Source organism: Dysgonomonas gadei ATCC BAA-286, from assembly GCF_000213555.1.
Lineage (GTDB): Bacteria > Bacteroidota > Bacteroidia > Bacteroidales > Dysgonomonadaceae > Dysgonomonas > Dysgonomonas gadei.
The window spans coordinates 289,560-310,672 of sequence record NZ_GL891984.1; the positions used below are offsets into that span (position 1 = coordinate 289,560).

13 protein-coding genes are annotated in these 21,113 nt (G+C 43.1%); 9 read left to right on the plus strand and 4 right to left on the minus strand.

Annotated elements, in window-relative coordinates; all coding sequences use genetic code 11:
• The 9 genes from HMPREF9455_RS12475 (at position 1) to HMPREF9455_RS12520 (ending at position 16,143) form a co-directional block, all read left to right on the plus strand.
• A complete protein-coding gene (locus HMPREF9455_RS12475; protein ID WP_006800067.1) occupies positions 1–987 on the plus strand; it encodes a TlpA disulfide reductase family protein in 987 nt (328 codons plus the stop codon).
• A gap of 18 nt (positions 988–1,005) precedes the next feature.
• Complete coding sequence (locus HMPREF9455_RS12480) at positions 1,006–3,549, plus strand: M14 family zinc carboxypeptidase (protein WP_006800068.1); 2,544 nt, start codon at positions 1,006–1,008, stop codon at positions 3,547–3,549.
• A 41-nt stretch (positions 3,550–3,590) separates the two neighbouring features.
• Positions 3,591–5,048, plus strand: coding sequence for an amidohydrolase (locus HMPREF9455_RS12485; protein ID WP_006800069.1), 1,458 nt, complete (start codon positions 3,591–3,593; stop codon positions 5,046–5,048).
• A 49-nt stretch (positions 5,049–5,097) separates the two neighbouring features.
• Positions 5,098–6,279, plus strand: a complete 1,182-nt coding sequence (locus HMPREF9455_RS12490) for a cation:dicarboxylate symporter family transporter (RefSeq protein ID WP_006800070.1) — start codon at positions 5,098–5,100, stop codon at positions 6,277–6,279.
• Positions 6,280–6,697: 418 nt separating this feature from the next.
• Positions 6,698–9,802 carry a SusC/RagA family TonB-linked outer membrane protein gene (locus HMPREF9455_RS12495; protein ID WP_006800071.1) on the plus strand — a complete coding sequence of 1,035 codons (3,105 nt, stop codon included), beginning with the start codon at positions 6,698–6,700 and terminating at the stop codon, positions 9,800–9,802.
• 34 nt (positions 9,803–9,836) lie between these two features.
• Complete coding sequence (locus HMPREF9455_RS12500; protein ID WP_006800072.1) at positions 9,837–11,384, plus strand: RagB/SusD family nutrient uptake outer membrane protein; 1,548 nt, start codon at positions 9,837–9,839, stop codon at positions 11,382–11,384.
• Positions 11,385–11,421: 37 nt separating this feature from the next.
• Entirely contained in the window at positions 11,422–12,678 is a 1,257-nt protein-coding gene (locus HMPREF9455_RS20735) for an OsmC family protein (protein WP_006800073.1), read from the plus strand.
• A gap of 74 nt (positions 12,679–12,752) precedes the next feature.
• Entirely contained in the window at positions 12,753–14,798 is a 2,046-nt protein-coding gene (locus tag HMPREF9455_RS12515) for an alpha/beta hydrolase family protein (protein ID WP_006800074.1), read from the plus strand.
• Between the two features lie 130 nt (positions 14,799–14,928).
• Positions 14,929–16,143: a trans-sulfuration enzyme family protein gene (locus tag HMPREF9455_RS12520; protein WP_006800075.1), complete on the plus strand. Its 1,215-nt coding sequence runs from the start codon at positions 14,929–14,931 to the stop codon at positions 16,141–16,143.
• Between the two features lie 689 nt (positions 16,144–16,832).
• Here the strand turns inward: HMPREF9455_RS12520 and HMPREF9455_RS12525 are convergent.
• From HMPREF9455_RS12525 to HMPREF9455_RS12540, 4 genes are all read right to left on the minus strand, one after another.
• The gene (locus HMPREF9455_RS12525) at positions 16,833–18,128 is read right to left on the minus strand and encodes a histidine-type phosphatase (protein WP_006800076.1); all 1,296 of its coding nucleotides are present in this window, start codon (positions 18,126–18,128) and stop codon (positions 16,833–16,835) included.
• Between the two features lie 35 nt (positions 18,129–18,163).
• The gene (locus tag HMPREF9455_RS12530; protein ID WP_006800077.1) at positions 18,164–19,573 is read right to left on the minus strand and encodes a glycoside hydrolase family 28 protein; all 1,410 of its coding nucleotides are present in this window, start codon (positions 19,571–19,573) and stop codon (positions 18,164–18,166) included.
• Positions 19,574–19,594: 21 nt separating this feature from the next.
• Positions 19,595–20,674, minus strand: a complete 1,080-nt coding sequence (locus HMPREF9455_RS12535; RefSeq protein WP_083820970.1) for a glycoside hydrolase family 28 protein — start codon at positions 20,672–20,674, stop codon at positions 19,595–19,597.
• Positions 20,675–20,749: 75 nt separating this feature from the next.
• Positions 20,750–21,113 (minus strand): ATP-binding protein (locus HMPREF9455_RS12540; RefSeq protein ID WP_006800079.1); only part of this gene is annotated, 364 nt, incomplete at its 5' end.

Consider the following 21,113-nt stretch of genomic DNA (forward strand, 5'->3'; position numbering starts at 1 on the left):
ATGAAGAAGTATATTCTATTAATATTAATATCTCTGGCCACATTCTCCTGTGGAACCCGAGAGCTAGAGGGACTATCCTTGAACGGTAGTGTAGAAGGGATTTCGGAGGGAAAAGTATATTTGCAGAAGTTTGAAAATAAAATGTATCGCGTAATAGATTCTGCTAAAGTTATAAATGGACAATTCAGCTTTTCTAAAAATGTACAATTACCGGAAATATATGGATTGACATTAGATACGACTAAAGGCTCATTACTCCTGTTTCTCGATAAAAATCCTGTGGTTGTAAAATTGGATTCATCATCCTATTACCGTAATAGTGTAGTCACAGGTTCTGCACTTCAGGACTTGTTTGTCGCTTATAAAAAAGAGAGAGGAGTCAAGATAGATGAATTTATTAAAGCGAATCCTAAATCGCTGGTTTCAGCATATGCTCTGTATAGGGATTTTTCGTATAGATTATCTCCTGATGAAATCAAGGCAAATATCCAGTTGCTCGATTCTTCATTGTGGAAAACTCCGTATGTGCAGGTACTCGAAGAATTGACAAAAACATTGGAGACAGTTTCTGTCGGAAAACAAGCTCCGGACTTTACAGCTAAAGATCCTGGCGGGAATCCGGTAAAACTATCCGATCATTTGGGAAAAGGATATCTTCTTATCGATTTTTGGGCATCGTGGTGTGGCCCTTGCCGCAGAGAAAATCCCAATGTTGTGAAAGTGTATAATGAATATAAAGGAAAAGGCTTTGATGTTTTTGCGGTCTCGCTGGATAAAAGTAAAGAAGCCTGGGTGGCAGCTATAAAAAAAGATAACCTGACATGGACACATGTTTCAGACCTTCTGTATTGGGATAGTGAGCCAGCTAAGTTGTACGGGGTAAGGGCAATCCCATCCAATCTGCTTGTAGATAAGGATGGGGTGATAGTCGCTAAAAATATAAGAGGTGAAGAATTGGGTAAGACACTGAAGGATTTACTGAACTAATCAGAATAAAAGGGCGTTATGAAGACCATTATAATCAGTTTTTTTTCTTTATTTTTATTGGTGGCGACAGGTGTCAAAGCTGAAAAAATCACATATTTTTTCGATCCGTCCATCCAGTTCGATAGCAAAATACCTTCTCCTGAAGAATTTCTCGGGTATGAAATAGGTAGTCGTATAACAGAGCATTATAAGATAAATGCTTATTTTGAGAAACTCGCTTCCCTCTCTGACCGCGTTTCGTTGGTGGAGATAGGCCGGACATACGAAAACCGTAAGCTGTATGTGCTGATTGTTTCTTCCCCTGAGAATATCCGGAATATAGACAAATACAAAGAGACGCGCCAGCAAGCCCGAAAAGGGGAGAAGCCGGATACTCCGTTAATTGTTTTTCTGGGAAGTACCGTTCATGGGAATGAGGCTTCGGGTTCGGAGGCAGCTTTGTTGTCTGCATATTACTATGTGGCTGCTCAAAACGATTTTGTAAAAGAACAACTCGAAAATGGAATTTACTTTATTGATCCGGTGCGTAATCCTGACGGACAGGAGCGTTTTGTATCATGGGTAAATTCGAATACAAGTATAACCAACTATAATACATCGCAGTACGACAGGGAACATACTGAAGGATGGCCGCGCGGAAGAGGGAACCACTATTGGTTCGACCTGAACCGCGACTGGGTTAATATTGTCCATCCCGAGAGTAAAGCCCGGGTTGCACATTATCAGGATTGGTTACCGCATGTACAGGCCGATCATCATGAGATGGGTACAAACAGTACATTCTTTTTCGAACCCACCGATCCGGACGGAAATGAGAGCCGCTTTGTTCCGCAGACCACTTATAAGTTGAACCGTTTGTTTGCAGATTATTACTCAAAGGCTTTGGATAAAATCGGTTCGTTTTACTATACGAAAGAGTCTTACGATAATAAGAACCCAACCTTCGGGTCTACATACCCTGATTACAACGGGGCTGTGGGCATTTTATTCGAACAAGGTTCTTCGAGGGGTATACATCAGGAATCTGAAAATGGGATCGTTACATTTGCTTTTACTGTACGCAACCAGCTGGTATCGAGTATTGCTACAGTGGATGCTGCTAATGCTAACAAAAACGGCTTATTCGACTTGCAGAAAGAATTCTTCAATGCATCACGTACAGGAAAAGACAGTTCCAAATCATTTATAGTAGGAGACAGTTATGATATTTCACGTTTGCGTAAGTTTGTTCAGTTGTTACTTGACCATCGTATCGAAGTATATGAAAATCAGGAGGACATAACGGTGGATAAGGTAAAATACGAAAAAGGGAAATCATACATTGTTCCTCTCGGGCAACCCAACAGTGCGTTGGTCAATATCATATTTGATGAAACCAAAGATTATACCGATCCGTCCAAACTGGGTTATGGCGCGGGATTTTCGGTCGCTTACTCATCTGGTCTGTCGCATGCTTCCATAACAAAAGCTGTTCGTGGAGTCAGGGTTGAGAAACTGGAGAAATCAGCAAATACATCATTCTCTATATCACAGTATGCCTATATAGTAGATTACAGGGATTCGCATAGCCAGCATCTGCTTTTCCAATTATTAGCAAAAAACATTCTCGTAAAGACATCATTCAGCCCTTTTTCCGTACAAACAGAGAATGGAACCAAAGATTTCTCCTATGGAAGTCTTCTTATTCCTGTCAGCAACCAGACTATAAGCCCGGATGAATTATATGCCACATTACAGAAATTGGCGGTCGCTTCAGACGTGGAGATAATACCCGTCTCTACAGGCTATAGTGTAAAAGGAGTGGATCTGGGCAGTAGCGCTTTCCGCACAGTGGAACGGCCGAAGGTGCTGGTTGTCACCGGGGGCAATATATCTTCCACCGAGGCCGGAGAAGTCTGGCATCTCTTCGACCAGAAACTGAATTATCAGTTAACCCGTGCTGATTACAACGTATTTCCCAGAATTCCATTGAACAGCTTTAACCGGATTGTATTGGCAGGTGGCGATTATTCATTTCTCGGGAAACAGGGAATTCAGGATTTGCAAAACTGGGTGCGCAACGGAGGAACATTGATTACAATCAACTCTGCTTCGAGATGGGCTCTAAATAATGGAATAAGTGCAACACAGTTACAGAAACTGAAGACCGATTCTCTCCAGCAAAAACAATCAGAACAACAATTCTCACAGGAGAGAGACAGAATTCCGACATCGGTATTCGAAACAAAGATAAACCTGAAGCATCCTTTAGCGTTTGGGTTAACGAATGAGTCTTTGCCTGTTACCCGCGAGAGCAGCCTCTTTCTGGCTCCGTCGAAGAATCCGCTGGCTACGGTATCAGTTTATTCAGATACCCCGCTCCTGAATGGATATATCTCCGCTTCACAGTTAAGCAACCTGAAAGGATCGGCTTCGATAATAGCGGAAAGACAAGGCTCCGGAAATATTGTATTATTCGCTGAAGACCCGCTTTTCAGAGGTATTTGGGATGCCACTACCCGCACTTTTGTTAACGCTGTTGTTTTCGGGAATAATATAAACGCATACAATAGCTTCAGATAAAACAGATCAGACCTATATTGATATAAAACGAAAGAAATAAAATGAAAAAAGTATTGTTGGTAATAGCACTGACAACATTAGCTGTCACTGTATTTGCACAGAAAATTAAAAAGAATACCCCATTAAACAATGTGTCCATCAACTATTTGGACAAGTCTTTCTCTGTATATGATAAACTACAGAAAACGATATGGCGTAATCCTGAACTGGGCTTTCTCGAGACGGAAAGTTCTGCTTTGCTCCAAAACCATCTCAAAGAAAATGAATTTGCAGTTGAGTCCGGAGTTGCCGGCATGCCTACCGCATTTGTCGCCACTTACGGATCAGGGCAGCCTGTGATAGCTGTGTTGGCCGAATTCGATGCTTTGCCCGGTTTATCGCAGGATACAGTCCCCTATCGTAAACCTTTGGTTGAAGGAGGGAGCGGTCACGGTTGCGGTCACAATACATTCGGAGTAGGAGCGGTGGCGGGGGCTGTCGCTATAAAACAATGGCTCGATACGGAAAAACACACAGGTACAATCAAAGTATTCGGTACACCTGCCGAAGAAGGAGGCGGCGGTAAAGTTTATATGGTACGGGACGGATTGTTTAATGACGTAGATGTCGTCCTTGACTGGCATCCTTCTACCGGGAATGGAGTTACAACCGATACGGGAACAGCCATACAAATGATAGACTATAGCTTCTTTGGAGTGGCGGCCCATGCCGCGGCAAGTCCTGATAAGGGCCGGTCTGCCTTAGACGGCGTAGAAGCACTCAATTATATGGTCAATCTTTTGCGCGAGCATGTACCGATGTCGTCCCGGATACATTACGTTATAGCCGATGGTGGTGAAGCACCCAATGTAGTACCCGATTATGCCAGGGTTTCCTATTACATACGGAGTCCGAAAAGAGAGATTCTCAAAGACCTTGTGGAATGGATAGGGCAGGCAGCCGAAGGTGCAGCCTTAGGGACACAGACAAAAGTTAAGTCTGAGATTGTATCCGGTTTTTATGAGCGTCTGAATAACCGCAAACTGTCGGAACTGGTACAGCGTAAACTCGAAATAGTGGGTGGCGTGCATTATGACGGACGTGAAAAGGCCTTCGCCGAGGAAATAGTAAAGGGACTGAATAAAGATATCAGCATACTGAAATATGCCGGATCGGTGAAGCCTCTGGAAGAAGAAAAACCTTCGCTGGGAGGTGGCTCGTCGGATGTGGGTGACGTTAGCTGGGTAGTTCCTACCGTAAGTTTCAATACGGCGACCTTTGTACCGGGAAGTGCCGGGCATAGCTGGCAAAATGTAGCGGCGGGAGGTTCTACTATAGGAACAAAATCGCTGATAAATACAGCTAAAGTATTCAGCCTTTCAGCTATAGAATTATACACAAATCCGGAATTGGTAAAGGAGATAAAAGACGAATTCGATACCCGCAGGGGAGCTGGCTTCAAGTATGTACCACTACTTGGAGACCGGAAACCGGCACTCGATTACAGAGTGAAGAAATAATTGTGATCTGTAATATTTTAAAAGAATAAATTATTCAAACTGTATCTGCATGAGAAAATTATTATCAAACACCACCCTGAGACTTTTGCTGGGTGTTCTGGGAGGTGTGGTACTCGGACTTTTTGCTTCTGAATCTTTAATCGCGGTTGTATTACCAATCAAACATATTCTTGGGCAAGTTATCTTTTTCCTTATACCTCTTATCATTTTCGGATTTATTACTCCATCTATAACTCGTCTCAAGAAGAACGCGTCGAGGTTACTCGGGAGTTCTTTATTACTGGCCTATGTGTCGTGTATCGGAAGTGCTTCACTGGCTGCCTTTGTGGGCTATAAGATAATTCCGCTACTTGATATAGTTCCGGTCAAAGAAGCGACAAATAGCCTTCCCGAGATGCTTTTTCGTCTGGATATACCTCCTTTGATGCCCGTGTTAAGCGCTTTGGTATTTGCTTTTTTATTGGGGTTGTCTGTCATATGGACCAAAGCTGTGAAAATAGAAGCGGCCTTATATGAATTTCAGGATCTGATCTTTGCGATGGTAAAGAAAATCCTGATTCCGATACTTCCTTTCTTTATTGCCGCTAATTTCAGTATTCTGGCATACGAAGGTGCATTGGCATCCAGACTGCCTGTATTTCTAGCTATATTGGTGATAACTGTGCTTTGTCACCTTATATGGATAAGTTTTCTTTATATTTCTTCGGGTTTGTATGCCCGTGTAAATCCCTGGAAAGTACTCAAATACTACGGACCGGTGGCATTGACTGCATTGGGAACACAGTCATCGGCCGCCAGTCTGGGAGTCGCCATAGAGCAAACAAAGAAATGTCCTGAGTTGAAACCGGAGATAAGGGATTTTGCCATACCCCTGTTTGGTAATATCCACTTTCCGGGTTCTATACTGGATGTTGTATTCCTGTCCCTTGCTGTTTCTCAATTATTATACGGAACTATGCCGGATATAACTCAGATACTCATTTTTATTCCGTTACTTGGCATTTTCGCGATAGCTGCTCCGGGGTTGCCCGGAGGAACACTTATCACTTCTTTAGGTCTGATACATGCAGTCTTAGGGATAGATGATGCCGGAGCCGCTCTGATGATAACGATTTTTGCTCTTCTCGATAGTTTCGGGACTACTCATAATATAACCAGCGACGGAGCTCTTACTCTTGCCTTATCAACTTACACCGATAAAAAGAATCTTAGTGCAGATTTGCCGGAATAAGCACTTATATACGAAAATGAGGTTATTCAAGTATTAACTAATATAAAAAGACTCTATGAAAAATTTTATTACCATTAAGGCTTCCTCCATATCCGGAGGAGAACATGAGGAACAAAGGAATTTGTCCCGGTTTTATTCTCTACACATATCATCATCCATCGATCAATGCCCAACTTCTTGTTTTCACATGCGAATGTGTTGTTAACCTATATTTTACTATTCCGAAAATAAACCCGTCGGTTTATTTCCCCTGATTGATATCCGCATATATTCCGGAGTAGTCCGAACTGTACTATAAAGGTTCTGAACCCCTGAACTAATAAATGTGCAAGATATTATCCTTCAATTAAGCAATCTATAAACAAACACTTCTTGTAGCCTTCTATGCATGGCTATAATAGATATTCATTAAAAAATTATGGCAAAAACAATTAGCTCTTTTAGCGATAAAAGAGACAGGTATCGTGTAAATAAGTATTATTACATTTTCATATTCTTTCTATTGTTGTCCGGTAATATGATAGGGCAAACAGTAATAAAAGGTACAGTTGTAGATGAAAAAACCGGGGAGCCTCTGGTCGGGGCATCGGTCGCATTGGTTTCTACCACACAGGGTAGTCTCACTGATATAGACGGGTCATTTTCTTTCCCTGTTTCGGGTCAGCTACCTGTTACTATCAGGGTGGCTCTTGTGGGTTTCAAATCGCAGGAACTGGATGTATATGAAAATAACGGGCCGATCATTATTCCCTTGACGGAAGATTTAAATTATCTGAACGAAGTAATCGTGGTCGGATATGGTACCCAAAAGCGTAAAGAACTTACCGGGGCTATTTCTTCGGTTTCAAAAGATGCGTTATCGCAATTATCTACTTCATTCGATGGATTACTGGGGGGAGCCGTTTCCGGCTTGAATGTATCCCAAAACTCCGGTCAGCCCGGAACTACTTCCAACATTCGCATACGTGGAGGAAACTCTATAAACGGAGGGAATGAGCCTTTGTATGTGATAGACGGGGTTATAATATATAACGACAATTCGTCGGCCAATATCGGGATAAGCCGTGCTGCCGGGGCATTGAATCCGTTAGCTGCATTGAATCCCGGTGATATTGAATCCATAGAGGTGCTGAAAGATGTGTCCGCTTCGGCCATCTATGGTTCGCGTGGAGCAAACGGTGTAATTATTATTACTACCAAGAGCGGGAAAAAAGGGAAGACGAATATTGAATATCAATATTCTATCGGCTGGCAGCAAGCCCGTAAAAAGCTCGATCTGATGAACGCTCGGGAATGGGGCGAACTTTATCTGGAAATCGCATCGGCTGAGAATATCAGCGAAACCGGACTTACCGCTGAAAAAGTAGCACAATTGGGTGAAGGTACAAACTGGCAGGATGCGGCCCTGCGCACAGCGACAACCCAGAATCATCAGCTTTCGATAAGCGGCGGAGATGATAAGACAAGGTTTCTCTTATCTGGTAATTACAGCGATCAGGATGGAATCTTGCTGAACACGGGCTTTAAGCGTTATAGCGGACGGTTCAACTTTGAAAGGGACTTATTCCCGAACCTGACTGTAGGTTTGAATGTTACAGCCAGTAAAATGGATCAAAGCGGATTGAGCAGCTATAACGGACTGTATGTGAACGGTGTTTCAAACTCGCTCGATTATGTATTGAGGATACCGCAGGTGGTTTCTATATACAATCAGGATGGAAGCTATAATTACAATAACCTTTTCGAAAAAGGGGATTTGCGATTTGGCGACCGTACCGTAAATGCCATATCGGATCTGGTTAATACAACATCGCAGACAAAAAATAATACTGTCATCGGAAACTTTTTCGCTAAATATACTATCATCCCCTCGTTGGTGGCTAAGGTCAGTGCAGGAACCAATCTGAGTAATACGACTCTCAATTTTTTCGCGCCTTCCAGCGCTGCGGCAGGTTTTCTGGCTAAAGGGTATGGAAGTATCGGAAACAAGCGGTTTGATTCGTGGCAATATGAATATACGCTCAATTACACAAAGAAGCTGAATAAAGACCATTATGTGGATATATTGGCCGGTTATACGACCCAGACCACCGATATAGAATACTCGATAGCATCGGCCAGTAATTTCGCTAACGAACAATTATCTTACCATAACCTGCAGGGAGGCGCCACTCTCTTATCTCCAAGTTCGGGCGGTTCGGAATCTATCCTCAATTCGGTACTGGGAAGGGTCAACTATTCTTTCCTCGGCAGGTACAATCTTACCGGAACATTCAGGGCGGATGGTTCCTCCCGGTTTGCAAAAAATCATAAATGGGGTTATTTCCCGTCCATCGGTTTGTCATGGAACGTCAGCGAGGAACCTTTCCTGAAAAATAATAAGGTCATCAATGATCTTAAACTGAGGGGAAGTTTCGGGGTTGTCGGCAATCAGGAGATAGGCGACTACCGGTATGAAGCGACATACGCTACAAAGGTATATTCTTTCAATAACCAGCTCGTTACGGCTTACGGCAGGGCTAATGCTGAAAACCCCGACCTGAAATGGGAAGAAACATCGCAATATAATCTGGGTTTTGATCTGAATCTGCTTAACCGCAGACTAGGCATTATAGCCGATGTTTATTATAAAAAGACAAGCGACCTGCTGCTGGATGTGCCTGTGGAAATAACAACAGGATTCAGTACCATGCTTATGAATGTGGGCAATGTTACAAATAAAGGAGTGGAATTCGCATTGACAGGCAGCATTATAGATCAGAAAGACCTGCAATGGAATCTGTCTGCCAATATTGCTAAAAATGTGAATGAAGTCACCAATATCGGTAATCTGGATTATTTCCTGTCCGGTAATACGATCATAAAGAAAGGGGAATCTTTGGGCTCTTTCTATGGTGTTGCCTTCGATGGAATAGTACAAACCGGAACAGATATTTCGAAAGTGCCTGCGCCGAGCTGGAAAACGAATGTTGAGCCCGGTGATGTAAAATATGTCGATCAAAACAACGATGGCAAAATTACTCAGGATGAGGACAGAGTTGTCTTAGGTTCTATTCAGCCTGATTTCACATACGGATTTTCGACCACACTGAGATATAAATCATTGAGCTTATTTGCAGCCTTTCAGGGTAGTAAAGGCAATCAGCTATACAATCAGCTCCGGCAGGAACTGGAATCACCATCCACCAGCTACAATGTATTAGCCACACTCCGTGACAGATGGACGCCGCAGAATCCGTCAAACACAATTGCTAAAGCCTCTGTCACATCGGCCACATGGCTCGATAGCCGCTATATCGAAGATGCCTCTTTTCTACGTCTGAAAAATATAACTCTGAGTTATGTCCTTCCTGTGAAAATAACAAAGGCTCCTCAGACAAAATTCAGAATTTTTGCAACGGGGCAAAACTTATTGACCTTTACCAAATATAAAGGATACGACCCTGAAGTGTCCAGCGGTATAGATTCCGGAGCATACCCCACAGCGAAAACAATATCTTTTGGCGTGAATATATCTTATTAAACAGCTTACTATAAAATAATTAAATCAGAAAGAGATGAAGAAGTTATTATATACCTTAATATTATCGGTGACAATTCTTTCATGCAGCGATAGTCTTGATGTGACGCCCATAGGCAAACTGATGGGCGGAAACTTTCCCGTAACGGATGAGGACGCTATAGCCCTCACCAACGGGATTTATACGCCGAATGTCGGCATAAGTACCTCGCTGGCGTACATGATAGATCTGACCACCGAAACCACTGTTTCGGGGGAGAATCCGAATAGTGGAGGAGGATTATTGGGTTTGATACAGTGGGAGCCGACCAATAGTTATGTGACATCGGTATGGACTGCTTTTTATGTAGGCATTACAAGCGCAAACGATGCCATAGATAAATTGTCGGAATCCAAAACCGTTTCAGAATCCGTTAAGAAACGCTCTATCGGCGAAGCCCGGTTCCTGAGGGCATACTACTATTATTATGCAGTGCAGTTTTGGGGAGAAGTGCCGCTTGTCTTACATAATGTTGATGGAAAAAATACGACCCGTGCGTCAATAGATGAGGTGTATGCACAGATTGAAGACGACCTGAAAAGTGCTGCGGATAATCTGCCGGACGTAAGCAGTTATGCAGACAGCGATAAAGGCAGGGCGAGCAAAGGCGCCGCTTATGCATTATTATCAAAAGTATATCTGGTATGGGCACAAACATCTGAAAGCGGGGGCGACACAGCCCGCAAAGACAGATTCCGGAAATCTGTAGACGCAGCCAATAGTGTAACAGGATACGAACTGGAAGAAGATTTTCTGGACAACTGGAATGTAAATAATAAGAACGGGAAAGAAAGTATTTTCTCAACTCAGCATGCTTCCGGTACTGCTACCGACGGTAGCGGAGGAAACCATTTGGCCCATTGTGCCTTTTCCAGTGGTTTCAGTAATTCTACTCCTCACGTACTTATTTCGGATAATAAATACTATGACGCTTTCGACGACCGTGATCAACGGAAGAGCGGGACATATGCCAAAGAGTTATATAATCCTTCTACAAATTCGGTCTTTACATTCACCCGTCCCCGCTATCGTAAATATATCGACGCCAGCGACCCGTTGGGATCGGCCAGTAACCGCAATATCAACAGGTCTATTATACGCTATGCCGATATTTTGCTGGTAAAAGCAGAAGCAATCAATGAACTGAATAACGGACCGACAACAGATGCTTATGACGCAATAAACCAGGTGCGGAGAAGAGCTTTCGAACATTTTCCTCTAAATCAGACATCTCCGGACGATTTGCCGGCAGGACTTGATTACAACGGCTTCAAAAAAGCGGTTCAGCAGGAAAGGATGTTTGAACTTACCTATGAGCAAAGCCACTGGCTCGATCTGGTAAGATGGAGAATTTACGTCAAGACCTTAAAGGAATCGGGATTAGACGAGAGTTACAAGAAAAGTTCCGTAAGCCTCAAAAACTACCGTTTTCCTATACCTCAATCCCAACGGAATATAAATCCCGAAGGTTTATGGCAGAACTGGGGATACGACGGTTATAATGAATCGAAGACCGGTGCAAATCCTTATGCCGGATTCGAATAAATAAATTATATAATAGAAACCCATTAAAAAGAACAGTATGAAAATCTATTCACAGGATACAAAAAAACGGATAAGTGTATTGGCTATTATTATACTTTCCGTATTTGGAACAACGTCAGTTGATGCACAGACCGATAATGCTAATACAGGTCCCAATTCTGTATTTGTAAAAGATGCGGTTAAAAAGACATTTGAACAGAATGCCAGTCCATTGCGCAACTATCTTTTCAGCAGGCGGGAAGCACTCATTAAATTGCAAAGCCTGCCAAGTGAGGAATTACAGGCTGTGACATTAGAAGCCCGTACCACAGCAGAGCAGAGGTCGGGCTTACGGAGAATGCGTATCCGCGGCTTCCAGATCATAAGCGATAGCGGGACGGACTTTGCGGGTTACAATGTAGGGCCGGGTTCACCTGAATCGCAGGTTGCGATCATAGCCAGTGATTTAGCGGATAGCTACCTTAATCAGGCAGCCCTGAGAAACATACCTGTCGATTCATTAAGACTCGAAATTATAAATCGCCCCGATGCCGCCCCTACAAATAAAGTAAACTATCCTCGTAACTTCCTCTACACTGCATACATAAAATCATCAGCGGATGATAAGCAACTGGAAGAATTACGGAAGGCCGCGGAAGCAAATTCTCCGATATTCAATTTTATCCTTAAACCGCAGGTAGTGACCGGGGAAATTGATTATACCCGGACTCCCGATAAGCTGGTAATACCGGAAGGAGGGCAGCCCGGACTCCGTGAATATCTGAAATATAAGCGTGCCGCGTACTTACATCTTCAGGAAGAAGGTAAGAAACGGGAAGAAGAGAGAAAGAAGAATCCATCGTTGGCGAATAATGAGAACCGTAATCCTCTGGTGGTTACAGTAAACAATAACGGTGTCCGCCAGCTTCAGATCCGCCAGTTCCGTATATTGCACGACAATCCTGCATATCTGGGAGGAAGCGATCTCGGACCTACCTCTCAGGAACATCAGTTAGGCGTGTTGACAAGCTGCCTTACTCATATTTTCCTGATTCAGGCTGCTGCCCGCCAAGTTCCGCTCGATTCGCTGGAAGTGAATGTAAAAGCCACTTCCGATATTCGTGCCGGGCGCAGTGGTTTTGAGAATGTCCCCGGCTATCCGTATGGGATTCATTATACTGTGCATGTGAAATCTCCGGCAACATACGAACAAATCAAAGTGTTGCGGGATGCCGTAGAAGCAGTTTGTCCGATATACAACTTATTGAAGGATGAACAAACAATAGAAGGCCGTATAGTTAAAATAGGTGATTAGGTAAATCCAGATCGTGGATTTGTTGGAAGTGCTTCTTGCAGGCACTTCCAATTTTTATAATTAATTCGAAAAATATGAAGAGAATTTATACCATTATATTGCTGACTATCTTTCTTTTTCCTATTTATACAGGTTACGGATATTCGGCCTATGGCAAAGAACCGGTCGGTATCGACTTTTTTACGAAAGTTAGGAGCATTTCTAATCTGAAAGAAAATAAAGGGGATATATTCTTTATCCTTCGACAGCCCGATTTAGAGGGAGACACATACCGAAGTGACTTATATCAGCTGGTGGATGGAAGGGAGTTAAGACTGACATCTTCAGAAAATGTCTCCGATTACTTTTTTCTTAACGATACTATTATTTTCAAAAGTGTACGTGATGAAAAGGACAAAGAAAGACTAAAGAAAGGAGAGCGGCTTACAATATTTCAGAAATTGACCAAAGGTTATCAGGAAGCAACAGAATGGTTACGGTTGCCTTATGCTGTAAAAGATATCCGGCTAATAGACGGAAACCGTTTCTTTTTTACAGCTTCTTATCGGTTGGTTCCGAAAGAAGAATCCCAGACGGAGGTGCTGAAAGACATAAACGAAAACGGAAGGTATCGTATCTTCGATGAATTACCCTTTTGGTCGAATGGCCAGGGTGATATCAGTGGAACCCGTAACCATCTTTATTATTATGATAAAGGAAAAATTACCGGCTTGTCAGATTCTCTGGAAACGGTTTCCGACATAGAACTTAGTCCCGATAAGAAGCATCTGGCTTATATCCGTAAAACATACCGGAGGAAGGCTTCACAAGATAACAGTCTGGTATCATTGAATACCGGAACATTGGAGAAAAAAGAATGGAATTTGTTCAATAAAGCCGTTTACTCCCAAATCCAGTTTGCGGACAATAATGAATTTGTCGTTCTGGTCAATCGCAGTTTAGAACGTAACAAACAGGAGAATCCTGAGTTTTATCGTCTGAATTTGTCATCAGGGAATATTAAAGGAATATATGACGGCGATTTGTATGCGATAGGCAATAGCATAGGCTCTGATATCAAGTCGGGGGGCCGTAGCAAAATCACATTTGATAAAGACGGGTTTAATTTTGTTTCAACGGTGATAGATCAGGCTCCACTTATCCACATAAATTACAAGGACACCTCTATATCCGTTCGTTCGCCGGAAAATGTCTCTATAAACGATTATGTACCCTATAAGGATGGCTTTCTGATTGTAGCCATGGCAGAGCAACAGGGTGAAGAAGTGTATTTTCTCAACAGTAAAGGAGAGATTTCCCTTTTGAGTTCCATTAATACGGCCCTGTTTGAGAACCATAATGTTGTGAAACCTATAGAAATAAAATTCAGAAATGAAGATGGACGGGAACTAAACGGCTATATCCTGCCTCCGGCCAATTATAAGAAGAACGAAAAATACCCGGCTATATTAAATATACATGGAGGCCCGAAAGCAACTTATGGGACAGTATTCTTTCACGAGATGCAGTATTGGGCAAATCAGGGTTATGCCGTTCTATATACCAATCCCACAGGCAGTAATGGGAGGGGAAACGCATTTACTGATCTGCGGGGTAAATTCGGCTCTGTAGATTATAACGATCTCATGGCTTTTGTGGATGCAGCGATAGAAGAGGTTCCGTTTATCGACAGAGAACGTTTGGGGGTTACCGGCGGATCTTACGGCGGATATATGACCAACTGGATAATCGGACATACCAATCGATTTAAAGCGGCGGCTTCGCAACGGAGCATCTCTTCATGGATTTCCTTCAGCAACACGAGTGATATCGGACATACTTTTACCGAATCGTATATCGGTCATAATCTATGGACAAACAGTGAGCTACTGTGGGACCAGTCTCCCCTGAAATATGCAAATCAGGTAAATACACCAACGTTGTTCCTCCATAGCGATCAGGATTACAGATGCTGGTTGGTTGAAGGTGTGCAGATGTATTACGCCCTTCAATATTTTGAAGTCCCGACCCGCCTGATAATATTCAACAATGAAAACCATGAATTATCCCGGTCAGGGAAACCTACAAACCGGATCAAACGCCTGGATGAAATTACCCGATGGTTTCAGAAATATTTATAGACGGAGATTTTTGTTCTCATTTGGAAAATACCATGTTAGTGGTATTTTTCTTTTTTTATAAAGGATATAACTTCGCTGGTATTAAAGTCATCCGGAAAATAGAGTACGGAGTAACATAAAAGAGAAGAATATGTCTAAAGAATCTGATTTTTTACTGAATGCGGGAGAGCAAACCAAAGCAATTCATGGAGGGGAATTTCCCGATCCTGTGACTAAAGCTTCTTCCCCGAATCTAATAATGTCCACAACTTTTATTACAGATGCCGACGCCGGATTTTCCGTTGAAGGTCTTGACGAAAATGACTCATGGCTTTATTCCCGTTGGGGTAATCCTACCGTTCATCAACTGGAGGAAAAACTGGCTATTTGCGAGGGGGCCGAAACGGCTGTTGCCTTTGCGAGCGGGATGGGTGCCATCGTCGCATTACTTTTCCATTTGCTGAAGGCCGGAGACCATGCGATTGTAAGTGATGTAGCCTATGCAGCCCTTGCTGAATTGACGAATGAAATGATTCCCGGGTTGGACATCGAAATCACAAAAGTGAATACCTCCGACCTGAAGTCTCTGAAAGAGGCTGTCAAATCAAATACCCGCCTGATATATATAGAGACACCCTGCAATCCCCTGCTACGCCTTACAGATATCGCCGCCGTGGCGGAAATTGCACGGGAAGCGGGTGCGAAGTTGGCTGTAGATTCAACATTCGCGACACCTGCCGCTACGAAACCTTTGGCATTAGGTGCCGATTTTGTGATACATTCACTTACCAAGTATTTAGGCGGACATGGTGATGCTTTGGGCGGAGTCATTCTGGGTAGTAAAGAAAATCTGGTTCCTTTAAGGAAAAAGACAGCCATCCGTTTTGGCGGAGTATTGAGCCCGTTTAACGCATGGCTGATATTAAGAGGTTTAGCTACATTTCCTCTTCGTATGCGGGTTCATCAGGAGAATGCTCTCAAAATTGCAGCATATCTGGAGAAACATCCGAAAGTTAAGCGTGTATTTTATCCGGGTTTGCCGTCACATCCTCAGTATGAACTGGCAAAGCGGCAAATGAAAAATTTCTCGGGAATTATTACGTTCCAGATAGATAACGGAAGGTCACAGGCCCGCAAATTTGTGGAGAGATTACAAATAATTCATTATGCAGTTTCGCTCGGTCATCATCGTTCTTTGATCTTCTATCTGGATAGCAATGAATTATTAAAAACTTCGTTTAAATTCTCAACTCCTCAGCAACTGGAATCATGGAATGATTTTGCAGGAGACGGACTTTTTAGATTATCTGTAGGTCTGGAAGATGCCGAAGACTTAATTAGCGATCTGGAGAGGGCGCTTGTCTGAAAAATATTGCCAAAGCGAATCAGATATTAAAAACTTTATCTATGTATTTAGCTGATAGCCTTTAGCCGCCAGCTGATAGTTCTTTGACAGATTGGAATGGCCCCTCCATTGACTACACTTCGTTCCGTCGAACGTTGTTTCTCTCCAAAGGGAGGCTACAGAGAGGCTAAAAAGTAATAGGTAGAAAAAGTGTTACCTTTGTTACCTTTTCAAAGTAGTAAGTATTGAGTAATAAGTATAAAGGGCTTCTAACTGTTAACTGATGACTGATACATGTGTAACCTTTTAACAGTTACGAGTTACTTGGCCCTTTGGACAGTTACAAGTTACGGGTTGGCTGGCGCCTTGTTTTGTTTCACGCAAAGGCGCAAAGGCGCAAAGTTTTTATATCTTACCAGTTGTTAACTGATGACTGCTAACTGTTAACTGAAAATAGTGTTACCTTTGTTACTTTTTTTAATTGGAAAGGTAACAATGAAAAACATTGCAAAAGTGTCAACTTTGTCAGGTTTTTGAAAAAGTAACAAAAACACAATTCTTAATTATTCATTCTTAATTTTTAATTGTTTCCGTTACTTTTGTTACCTTTTAACTATATATAGTTAATTAATATAAATTATTGTTGGTTTCGAGGTTCAAAAGCAGGCGGATAAAAGTTGATTAAGAGTGATAATCTCACACTCGTCGCTTTAATAGTCCGTATCTTCAGAGAGCGGGCTATGGGTAGCCGGATGTACTTCGGCCTCTTCCTGTTTTAATTGCTCTTTAAAGAATGCCTTAACTGTCTCCCATGAATAGTAGGGGGCGGTATGGCTCTTTAACGGTAAATTTACTTCATTTTCATTTAAAAGAAGTTTTACCAATATCTCATTCTTCTTATTACGGAAGAAGATAAGTTGCAGATTAGCTCCCATAGGAGAAACACGATAATCCTGCCAGGCGAGATGGAATTTTTCCATATCGGTCTCCTTATTACTACATCCTTCGACCTGCATCAGTGCAAGCAAGCGGATAAGGTGCGTATCATGTCCGAAACGGAGATCGGCCGCGGGAGTTCCTTCTTTTATAGCGATTTCCGCACTTTCCACTATATTGCGTAGTAAAGGTATGGCGCAACGGGGCATCAAACCACCATTAAGCGGAGCATTGGCATTGCAGACATACATGCGTGCATTTACCGTTTTCCAAATGCCGACTAGTTCTTCGTATTGGAAGATGTCATAGAAAGTAACATCTATGTCTACATTCTGCATATCGGCTGCAATCCAGTAGATTCCACGCATAAGGGCATCCTGATTTGTTATTGCATCGGGATTTACAAATAGTGAAGCCATCAGGCGTTCCGGTCGAACGTTTTTCTTCTCAAAATCACGGAAACTGCGTCTCCATGGAGCTGGTCTTTTTTCAGAAGAAAACTTTTCTCCTTCCGGTGAGGTGTAGGCGATATAATCCATATATCGCTGGTAAGGCCTCCGGTCTACGTGCAATGCAGGGTTCAGTTCTTTCAGACGTTCTGTGAAATAACTCATACTCATGGCACAGCGTAGCGAGGTGGACGAACGGGCGTCAATATATGCATCTCCGCGGAATACCTGAGGAAAATTATGGTACATCCGCCCGGCTATTTCACGTTGTTGCCGTTCACCCAGAGGGGTTATATTACCGCTCTTGCCCCGGGCGTCTTCCCATACTTGTTGCAGGCGTTTACGGACATCTATGCCCAGCGGAGTCAATTCGGAACGCTGATAAAGCGAATCGAAAACGTGCAGGACTTCTATATAACGTTCGTCCGATGTCATCCAGCGGGAACCATGACGGCCATAGTGACTGATGTAGAACGGTTCGTATCCTTCCGGTGCAGGAGTATAAACCTCAGGAGGAGAGGGATAAGCGTAATAAATACTTCCGGTTTGTTCTAGCGTCGGTTGAGAGTGGACTGAAAGTCCGCATAGTAAAAGTATAGTGAATATAATGTATTGTCTCATAAGCCTTATCTTAAGGTCACAGACCTGTTTGCTACTTAATTGTTGATCTTTAAATTGCGGACATTCTTTTGTTTGATGCCTTCAGCCGCGTGATCGGGGCGAATGTCACCCCACGTAATGTTACAGTCATTGAGTCTGATATCAGATGCCGTATCTATGTAGAAGCTGTAAGTCTTATCACGGATAAAGCCTTCGCCGTCGCACGGGCGCTTATCGTATATGCCGCCTTCGTATGCAGTACGTTTCTGTAATAGCAGGTCTACATCCTTGAAATAAATATGGTTGACTTTGTCGGGAGTATCTCCGCCTATAAAGATACCGTTCTCACTGGTACATTTGATATTCGAGAAATAGATACGGCTTACTTCTCCGCAACGGCCTTCGGTAGCTCCTTTCGGGAAACGCCAGCCTGCATCTTTATGATTGCCTATGGCACGTGGGTAAGAGGTGATGTAAATCGGTTCGGCTTTTCCCCACCATACATCGGAGAAGAACATGCAGTCCACGATCATATTTGAGAATATTACGTTGGTGACAGTTCCTTCGTCGCGGTTCTGGATGCCTATGCCACGGTTGCTGTTCTTGATAATGCAGTTATTGAACAGTACATTATTGATTTTATCCATATTCTCCGACCCTATCTTGATGGCGCACGAACGGGAGATCATAGTGCAGTTTGTTACAACAATGTCCTCGCAAGAACCGTATTCTTCGAACTCCCGCCGGTTTTTCAGGCATATACAATCATCACCGGACTCGATATGGCAGTTGGCAATGCGTACGTTCTTGGAATGGTCTATATCGATGCCGTCGCCGTTGCGTATCTTCAGGTCGTTCAGTATGGTGATGCCATCGATGGAAGCATCGTTGCAGCCGATAAGGTGAACAGTCCAATAGGCACTGTTGCGGATGGTAATATCTCTTATCACGGTTTTCTCCACATTGATGAGAGTCAATACATGCGGGCGGGGATCGAAGTCGGTCACAGGCTTCAGTTCATAAGAGTCTTCCAACTCTTTTCCCATGAATGCGATGCCGTTCCCGTCAATCGTACCCGTTCCGGTAATGGAGACTTCTTTCAGATCTTTCCCGTGTATCCACATCATGCCTTCGCCCCGGTTGTCGCGGAAAGCACTTTGTGTATATACCGTCTCATCAGGATTGGCGAGCAGGCGGGAATTGGATTCCAACCGGAGTTCGACATATGAAGCCAGCTCAAAGGGACTGCACATAAAAGTATGTCCTGCGGGGATAAGTACTGTGCCGCCACCCGATTGAGAACATGCGTTAATAGCTGCCTGTATTGCTGTGGCATCATCGGTCTTTCCGTCTCCCTTAGCACCATAATCTATAATGTTATAGGTGCTCTCGCCTGTTTTCGGACTATTGCAGGCACCTAACAGGGAGATGGCGCATAAGATAAACAAAAGTGCTTTAATTTTCATAAATATAGCTTTTCTGATTGATTACTTGTCTATAGTTAGCTTTTCACAGCCTTCGTATCTGAAAGTCTCATATTGACTATCCGGCGCTTTCTCTCCTTTCACCCTTATCAGGGTCAAATCGTTGATTTCCCTGAAAAGGTAAGCGCTTTCCCAGAGCTTCTCCGGTTTGTCTTTGTTCCAGCGTACAAGACAATCGACAAGGGATAGTTCATCTACGCCATGAAACAGGAATCCGTTACGTGATCTTTTATCAATAGCGTCTTCCGGTTCCATAAATAGCTGTATGTCGCGGAGGCGGATATTTTTCATCCGGTTACTGAAGCTTTCCATCCGGATACCGCTCTGTCCGTAGGCAATGATGTTACTAAGCGTAATGTTCTCTATGTTTCCGGCTGAGGGAATGTTCCCGCGCTTCTGTATCGTGAACCAGACAGGATCGCCATTTCCCCACCAGAATGTTTCTTTGCGTACAGTATTGATAGTCATATTAGAGAAGATCACATTGCGCACAGTGCCTCCGTCGCGGACGATGATGTTTAGCCCCCGGTTGGCCCGGTTGATTACACAGTTGGATACGGTTATATATTCGAAATCACTGTGTGATTCTGTCCCTATCTTCAAGGCTGCTGAAGAGGAAGTCAGAATGCAATTACTGATGGTAATATATTGGCAGGGTTGAGTTTTCCCGTTCTGGCGGGTTGTTTTCAGGCACAGGGCATCATCTCCGGTATCAATCCGGCAATTACTGACCGTCACATTGCTGCAACCGTCAATATCCAGACCATCCGCGTTAACGCCATTGTGAGGATCGGATATGATATATATACCGTCAACAGATACTCTGTTGCACCATTGCAGGTGTACCGACCAGAAAGAAGATTCAACAACCTGTATGTCCCGGATACGAATATTAGTACATCCAGTGAAGTTGATCGCTCCCGGACAAGGCGGTACTTTCTTGAACTTGCTCTGATAGTCTATACCATATAATCCGGCATTGACGATCTCCCGCGCGGTTATAGAGTCTGTAACTTCAGTCTTTGGCTCTCTACGGTATCCAACACGCTCTGCCTGGCAATGTAATGTACCTTGTTGTATAATATAATTGAAAAGTAGTCCACTTAGTAATTGAAAAGTATACCACTAAGTGTCTCGGACGAGATTGGTTAAAGATATTTATTCCTCATTAGATTGTAACATTTTTTTAGTTTCTTTAACTCTGTAAGATTGTCCATTCATATTGATAAGATATGCTTTATGCGTGAGTCTGTCTACCATGGCAGCCACGAGAACTTTATCCTTTACTATTTCCCCCCATCTGTCAAAAGCAAGATTTGTTGTAATGATTGTAGACCTCTTACCGGCTCTTAGGGACAGATGGTTAAAGAGCAGTTCTCCTCCTTCCTTATCACAAGAGACATATCCAAACTCGTCACAGATGACCATATCGTATCTCTGGAAGCGCATTTCAAGCTGCCTGAGACTTTTTTGAGACCTGCATTCCCTGATTTGTGTAAGCAGTCGCGGTACGGAAGTAAAA

Bases quoted from the DNA above. Each gene is read 5' to 3' on its own strand.
- HMPREF9455_RS12475 (WP_006800067.1), top strand. From the start codon at position 1: ATGAAGAAGTATATTCTATTAATATTAATATCTCTGGCCACATTCTCC.
- HMPREF9455_RS12480 (WP_006800068.1), top strand. From the start codon at position 1,006: ATGAAGACCATTATAATCAGTTTTTTTTCTTTATTTTTATTGGTGGCG.
- HMPREF9455_RS12485 (WP_006800069.1), top strand. From the start codon at position 3,591: ATGAAAAAAGTATTGTTGGTAATAGCACTGACAACATTAGCTGTCACT.
- HMPREF9455_RS12490 (WP_006800070.1), top strand. From the start codon at position 5,098: ATGAGAAAATTATTATCAAACACCACCCTGAGACTTTTGCTGGGTGTT.
- HMPREF9455_RS12495 (WP_006800071.1), top strand. From the start codon at position 6,698: ATGGCAAAAACAATTAGCTCTTTTAGCGATAAAAGAGACAGGTATCGT.
- HMPREF9455_RS12500 (WP_006800072.1), top strand. From the start codon at position 9,837: ATGAAGAAGTTATTATATACCTTAATATTATCGGTGACAATTCTTTCA.
- HMPREF9455_RS20735 (WP_006800073.1), top strand. From the start codon at position 11,422: ATGAAAATCTATTCACAGGATACAAAAAAACGGATAAGTGTATTGGCT.
- HMPREF9455_RS12515 (WP_006800074.1), top strand. From the start codon at position 12,753: ATGAAGAGAATTTATACCATTATATTGCTGACTATCTTTCTTTTTCCT.
- HMPREF9455_RS12520 (WP_006800075.1), top strand. From the start codon at position 14,929: ATGTCTAAAGAATCTGATTTTTTACTGAATGCGGGAGAGCAAACCAAA.
- HMPREF9455_RS12525 (WP_006800076.1), bottom strand. From the start codon at position 18,128: ATGAGACAATACATTATATTCACTATACTTTTACTATGCGGACTTTCA.
- HMPREF9455_RS12530 (WP_006800077.1), bottom strand. From the start codon at position 19,573: ATGAAAATTAAAGCACTTTTGTTTATCTTATGCGCCATCTCCCTGTTA.